The sequence below is a fragment of the Oleiphilus sp. HI0043 genome (genome assembly GCF_001634935.1).
On sequence record NZ_LWEY01000984.1, the window covers coordinates 1 to 504 of the forward strand.

A 504-nucleotide genomic window follows, 5' to 3' on the forward strand; every position below is an offset into this window, starting at 1 on the left:
TCGGATGCCATCTGAACAACTTTAGTAATTATAGCCTCTTACTTATCATCTTTGCTTAGATTCTGGGCTATTAAAAACGCAAGGCACCCTCGCCCTTACTCGCAACAATAGACAGACCTAAAAACTAAACTAGACAAAATTCAAGTTGCGCCGGTTATCATATTTGTTATAAATCCGGCGTTTTTTATGGCTTTCTAGAAACTATTTCTCAGACATCCACTATACTAACAACTACACACCAATCACTAGCTAACTACGCACATCGGACTCTGAGCAGAGCATGAGCATTCACAGAAAGATAGACCTACTTCCTGAACGCTCTCAAATGGCATGGCTTATCTTGCTTATTGCCACTATTGGGCTGTGGGTCAGTCTCGCGATTTCTAAGCCATCCTTAGCACAAAGCACGTCATCGCAGTACGAAACAATTAAGGTAAGCAAAATAGTAGATGAAGTTAATGCACTACCTTATCTAGATTACTACTTGGACAGTTCCTTTTCGGC

General features: G+C 40.9%; 1 protein-coding gene. It reads left to right on the forward strand.

Features of this window, described 5'->3' with window-relative positions; translation table 11 throughout:
• Nucleotides 1-280 precede the first annotated feature (280 nt).
• The coding region (locus tag A3729_RS33900; RefSeq protein WP_231877413.1) for a hypothetical protein at nucleotides 281-504 on the forward strand (224 nt) is incomplete at its 3' end.